5 protein-coding genes are annotated in these 5,731 nt (G+C 45.5%); 2 read left to right on the top strand and 3 right to left on the bottom strand.

Annotated elements, in window-relative coordinates; translation table 11 throughout:
- The first annotated feature begins 121 nt into the window (after nucleotides 1-121).
- Nucleotides 122-667: a type IV pilin protein gene (locus ACQY2W_RS07205; protein ID WP_428050778.1), complete on the top strand. Its 546-nt coding sequence runs from the start codon at nucleotides 122-124 to the stop codon at nucleotides 665-667.
- Here the strand turns inward: ACQY2W_RS07205 and ACQY2W_RS07200 are convergent.
- Together ACQY2W_RS07200 and ACQY2W_RS07195 are read right to left on the bottom strand one after the other, a co-directional pair.
- Nucleotides 661-2,385: an LTA synthase family protein gene (locus tag ACQY2W_RS07200; protein ID WP_428050777.1), complete on the bottom strand. Its 1,725-nt coding sequence runs from the start codon at nucleotides 2,383-2,385 to the stop codon at nucleotides 661-663. The genes ACQY2W_RS07205 and ACQY2W_RS07200 overlap by 7 nt on opposite strands.
- Nucleotides 2,386-2,432: 47 nt before the next feature.
- On the bottom strand, nucleotides 2,433-2,987 hold the full coding sequence (locus ACQY2W_RS07195) for a type IV pilin protein (protein WP_428050776.1): 555 nt from the start codon (nucleotides 2,985-2,987) through the stop codon (nucleotides 2,433-2,435).
- A gap of 225 nt (nucleotides 2,988-3,212) precedes the next feature.
- Here ACQY2W_RS07195 and thrS point away from each other — a divergent pair, with 225 nt between their 5' ends.
- Entirely contained in the window at nucleotides 3,213-4,964 is a 1,752-nt protein-coding gene (gene thrS / locus ACQY2W_RS07190; RefSeq protein WP_428050775.1) for a threonine--tRNA ligase, read from the top strand.
- 62 nt (nucleotides 4,965-5,026) lie between these two features.
- On the opposite strand, the gene ACQY2W_RS07185 is transcribed toward thrS, so the two are convergent.
- Complete coding sequence (locus ACQY2W_RS07185; protein ID WP_428050774.1) at nucleotides 5,027-5,524, bottom strand: type IV pilin protein; 498 nt, start codon at nucleotides 5,522-5,524, stop codon at nucleotides 5,027-5,029.
- Nucleotides 5,525-5,731 lie beyond the last annotated feature (207 nt).

Here is a 5,731-nt window from a genome sequence, read left to right as displayed (position 1 = left end):
CTCGCTCGTCATCCCGCAGAGTTTCTATGCGGGATATAGCGAGAGAAAAAATAAAACTTGACATCGTTTTTTTTTTTGCTACATTTTATTTAATGATAACAATTATCAAAGGAGGTTTTTTATGAAAAAAGAAAGATGTTTGTTGGGCCGTTTAGACACAAAAGCATTTACGCTAATTGAATTATTAGTAGTTGTTTTAATCATCGGTATTTTGGCGGCGGTGGCGTTGCCGCAGTATCAAAAAGCGGTACTGAAAAGCCGTTTGACGCAAGCCAAGACGTTGGCTCATGCGGTGGCACAGGCGGAGCGAGCGTATCATTTGGCGAATGGTCAATACGGTCCGTTTGATGAGTTAGCTATTGAGGTGGGCGGTACGCCCGGGGGGTCTCAAACAAAAGATGTCATGCGGGTTTTCTCTTGGGGAGTGTGCAAACTGGATGGTATTGCTGATACATATTCTCCCAATATTTCGTGTAACATTTCTTCCGGTGAGATAACAATACACTATTATGAATATTTTGATCTGATGCATGCAGGAAGTCTTTTAAGACAATGCATGGCGTCTCCGAGAGCTTCTGCTTTGGCCCAGCAGATATGTCAAAACGAAACAAAGCAAAAAAATTATGACCACCTTGCCGGATCAAATTCTTGTGTCTATAATTACTGAGCCACCGTTATTGTCGTCATCAAATCAAGCAGTTCTTTTTCGTCTGGGCGCGTGGTGTTTAAGGGCATCACGCGTTTTTCGTTTTCCGTTGTGATAACCGCGTAATCTTCTTTGATATCAAACACACTTCTTTGCGCGTTCGTGTCAAATAAACTGTGCCCGAAAAATGCGCGCGGCGGCTGTACATTTAGTAAGTCTAGTACCGTCGGCGCAATATCTAATTGGCTCGCTAGCGGGTTAGTGGTAATTGGCGCGGGGATTTTGTTTTTGGTTACGATCATAAACGGCAAATTGTCGTACTCCGGCTTAAACGGGGTGAATAAATCTACCGTGGGCATATTAGAATAAGACGGGTGGTCCGGCATAATAAGAACAAGCGTTTTATCGTCCCACAAGCCGCGCTCTTTTAGGCCGTTTAAAAACCGTTCCACGTCTTGCCCGAAGCGCGCAAACGCACGCGGCAAGGTGGGCGTTTGATAATCTTTATGGTCAATTTCGGTATATTTTTCGTCTAAATAATTAAGCCGCCCTAAAGGCACGTGCGAGTCCACCGTCAGTACCGTAATAAAGGTCGGCTCGTTTTTATGTTCGCCCAAATATTCAAGTGCATAGTCAAAAAGTTTGCGGTCCAATAACCCCCACCAATTTACGTACGGCGCGTAGTCCTTGCGCGTTTGAAAATACGTCGCGCCGATAACTTTCTCAAACCCGGCTTGCTGAAATAAAATGTTTTCGCTCATGTACGTTTCGTTCGCGCCGCGCAAAAAGGCCGTGTGAAATCCGTGTTCTTTTAATATCTTCACAAACGAAACGGGATACTCGTTTTCCACCACTTCGCGCACAAACGGGTGCGACGTAAAAATAACCGTCAGGCCGTATAACGTGGAAAGCGAAACGTGGCGCAATGAGGCCGAGGGGTAATTCTCATACAAGTTGTCTAAAGGCGCGCTCGCCTCGGCGGGGATATTCGGGTTAAAATGGTGCATGTATTTATTGGATAAAGATTCGGACGCAATTAAAATCACCCGTTTGTAATCTTTTCCGACGCCTGTATTTTTAGCGGAAAAAATGTTGTACTCACGCGCCAGCGCGGCGGTGTGTTCATCTAAGGTAAAGCGCGCCGGAGGTGTTTTTGCGCGCAAGGTTTGGTACGTGTAAACGAGTGAGGGGGGAAGTAAATAAGTAGTGTAAAAATCGTCCGGCGCGGGTAATAATTTTAGCGGGCTCCACGTCATTAGCAGTAAAAACCCGGCTAAACACACCGCCGCGCGGCGTAGCGTTTCTTTGGCGGGAGTAGCGGTAAAAAAGCGGCGGAACACAAACGCGCAGAATAAAAATAAAAGCGCAAAATACGTCAGCAACCGCCAATCGGTCATAAAGTTATAATCGCCGCCTTGCACGGTATCCAAATACTTCGCGCCAAACCGCTCGCGGAAATAAACGAGCAACACAAAATCGGCCGTCATGGCAAAGTAGTACAAGAAACCGATAACGGATAACACCCATTTGTTTTTAATGCGAAGTAAATTCAAAACGGCTAAACAAAAACCCAAAAAACAAAACTCACACAACCCTTTAATAAGCGTGAGCGAAACGGCATTGGCAAAGTTAAACCGTCCGACTTGGTACAGCCCGAATAAACCCAGCAGTACCGCCGGGACGGATAAGATAAGTAAGAGTTTCCACTGAGTTTTGAACGGAGCAAAAAATCGTTGCATACTTATATTATAGATTTTTTGTCCTATGCGTGTTAGGTGTCATGCTGTTACGGTAAGGCGTATGTCCGCACACTGCTAAAATTATCTAAAGGGGTTAGCGTTCCTTTCATTATTTTTTCGCAATAACTGCCGGCCGGTTCTTCAAATGTAACGCCGATTCCCGTACGTTCTGCACAATAGATTTTTCCGTATTGGGAGTTTGTGGGTACCAAAATGGTCAAAAAACCGGCCCCTTTATATTTGCCGTTGAGTCTGCCGATATAAAGCGTGCCGGTGGTAGTAGATTGCTTTTCTTGATACCATTGTAAAGACCATTCCCCGTTGGAACGGGTGTCTTTAATTTTATAGCTATTGTTCCACTGTTCATTTCCCGTCCACGGGATTTCTACACTTAATTCATCAAACGTGGTAAACGGGCCGCCGTTGGCTAAATAATATTCCGAGCCCGCCTGTGAAACAGATTTTAGTAACGTGAGGGCTTGCGTGGCTTTTGCTTTTTCCACGGCTTTTTGATATTGCGGCAGGGCTACCGCCGCCAGTATACCGATAATAAGAACGACGACTAATAATTCTATGAGTGTAAATGCTTGTGTGCTTTTCATAAAATCTCCTTTATTATTTTTTATTGACACTTTATTATCGTTTTTTTTTTTGATTTGTCAAGCAAAATTTTTACTTGTCAAAATTACGGGGGGGTTATCTTGCTAAAAACGTCGTTTGCGGGTCGGATGTGCGCCGATATATTTAGTATAATAGATATATCTTACTCAAGGACCTTCGTTGTCTGGCCCGGTCTTGGTGGCCGGCAGGCACGTAGCGTAAATCACATGGAAAACAACGAACTGGAAGTAAAACGGCACTCGTGCGCGCACATTATGGCGCAAGCGGTGCAACAATTATTCCCCGGTACGAAACTCGGTATCGGGCCGGCCATTGAAAATGGTTTTTATTACGATTTTGATTGCCCCAAGCAATTCACGCCGGAAGATTTAAAAACCATTGAAACGAAAATGAAAGAAATCATCAAAGCGCGACAACCTTTTGAGCGCAAAGAGATGAGCAAGGCCGAGGCCAAAGATTTTTTCACCAAACGCGGCGAAACGTATAAATTAGAGTTATTGGAAGAATTGGAAGACGGCAACATTACCGTTTATATCAACGGCGACTATGCCGACCTTTGCCGCGGCCCGCACGTGGAACACACGGGCAAAGTCAACAGTTTCAAATTAACTACCATTGCCGGTGCGTATTGGCGCGGCGACGAAAAACGCCCGATGTTACAACGCATTTACGGCTTGTGCTTTAACACGAAAGATGAACTAAATGCTTACGTCAAACAACAAGAAGAAGCCGCCAAACGCGACCACCGCAAATTGGGGCCGGAACTTGACTTGTTTAGCATTAACGACAACATTGGCCCGGGGCTTATTTTGATGCATCCCAAAGGCGGTATGCTGCGCAAAATTTTGGAAGATTGGATCAAAGACCAGAACTTAAAACGCGGATACGATTTGGTAGTTAGCCCGCATATTGCGCGCTATCACTTATTTGAAATCAGCGGACACGCCGGGTTTTATTCGGACAGCATGTTTAAGCCCATGGAAATTGACGAGGAAAAATACCAAATTAAACCCATGAACTGCCCCTTCCACGTGGAAATTTACAAAACCCACCTGCGCAGTTACCGCGACTTGCCGTTGCGTCTAAGCGAACTCGGCACGGTGTACCGTTATGAGCGTTCCGGCGCATTACACGGCTTGATGCGGGTGCGCGGTTTTACACAAGACGATGCGCACATTTTCTGCATGCCCGAACAAGTGGAAAGCGAAGTCAAACAGGCCTTTGAATATGCCAAACATATTTTTAAGACGTTCGGCTTTGAAAAATACGCCGTGGAACTTTCCACGCGCGACCCGGAACACCCGGAACATTTTACCGGCGACGTAAAAGAGTGGGAACGCGCCGAAAATGCCCTTAAAAAAGTGTTGGAAGAAAGTAACATCCCCTACACCACCCACGCCGGGGAAGCCGCTTTCTACGGGCCGAAAATTGATATCAAAGTGATGGACGCTATCGGTCGGTTGTGGCAGTTGTCCACGATTCAGTTTGATTTCAATTTACCAGAACGGTTTGACTTGGAATATGTCGCGCCCGAAGGACGACAACGCCCGATTATGGTGCACCGCGCGATGTTCGGCAGTATTGAGCGTTTTACGGGAGTCATCATTGAGCACTTTGCGGGTTGGTTCCCGTTGTGGCTCGCACCCGTGCAAGTGAAAATCTTGACGCTTACCGACGAGCAAATTCCGTTTGCCAAAGAAGTGGCCGCGCAAATGCGCGAAGCCGGACTCCGCCCGGAACTGGACGTACGCCCGGAAAAACTGGGTCTAAAAATTCGTGAGGCACATATGCAACGCATCCCGTACACGGCGATTATCGGTAAGAACGAAATGGAAAACGGCACGCTTACCTTGCGCCTCAAAGACGGCACCAACACGCAACCCATGAAAGTGGCCGACGTGATTGCCAAAATGCAAGAGGAAGTGAAATCGTTTAGCTTAACAAACTTGCTGAAATAAAAAAGAGCAGTTTATAAAGGACTCCCGTTTCTATACAGAAACGGGAGTTTTTATTATGGATATTAAAGATTATATAAATTATACCCAGTGCCGTTAGATTTGTAGAAAGTACCGCCCACGGCTATACACAGTTTATTGGCTTTGTCATCCTCTTCGGGAACTTGGCACATCCTGCTTATGGAATCTTGTGGCGCATAAACGGCTCGATAGATAATGGGTAAATTGTAGACTTGGCATTGAATTTGTTTAAATATGCCATTATTTCCACCTATCGACAACTGACATGTATATTTCCCGGTTAATGAAATTTTATCTCCGTTCGTATTTAGCGTACCGGGAACGTCAATATCTAGTTCGTCCAAAGTGGAGGGGGGTTCTCCGTTGGCAAGCATATACCGCTGGGCCGATTGCCACAGTGCATTTCCTACGGTGATTGCTTGGGTAAACCGCGCTTTTTCTACGGCTTTTTGATACTGCGGCAACGCCACCGCCGCCAAAATGCCGATGATTAACACCACGACTAAAAGTTCTATTAACGTAAATGCTTTTTGGTTATTCATATTGTTTGCTCCTTAATACTATTGTCATCCTGAACTGACTTAAGGATCTCACCTTATGGTTGTTTTAGAAAGAGGTGAGATTCCAAATCACTATCATCAGACCCCGCATTACGACCTTGCGGGGCGCGGACAAGTGGTAAAGGCCGCGGTTTGGAATGACATTTATTTATTGTTTTTTGCGTCCCTTTATTATCGTTTTTTTTTTTG

This window comes from Candidatus Avelusimicrobium caledoniensis (genome assembly GCF_902756455.1).
Lineage (GTDB): Bacteria > Elusimicrobiota > Elusimicrobia > Elusimicrobiales > Elusimicrobiaceae > Avelusimicrobium > Avelusimicrobium caledoniense.
Note: the sequence above shows the minus strand (reverse complement) of the source record. Positions and strands in the feature narration are given on the sequence as shown.

Bases quoted from the DNA above. Each gene is read 5' to 3' on its own strand.
- thrS (WP_428050775.1), top strand. From the start codon at position 3,213: ATGGAAAACAACGAACTGGAAGTAAAACGGCACTCGTGCGCGCACATT.
- ACQY2W_RS07205 (WP_428050778.1), top strand. From the start codon at position 122: ATGAAAAAAGAAAGATGTTTGTTGGGCCGTTTAGACACAAAAGCATTT.
- ACQY2W_RS07200 (WP_428050777.1), bottom strand. From the start codon at position 2,385: ATGCAACGATTTTTTGCTCCGTTCAAAACTCAGTGGAAACTCTTACTT.
- ACQY2W_RS07195 (WP_428050776.1), bottom strand. From the start codon at position 2,987: ATGAAAAGCACACAAGCATTTACACTCATAGAATTATTAGTCGTCGTT.
- ACQY2W_RS07185 (WP_428050774.1), bottom strand. From the start codon at position 5,524: ATGAATAACCAAAAAGCATTTACGTTAATAGAACTTTTAGTCGTGGTG.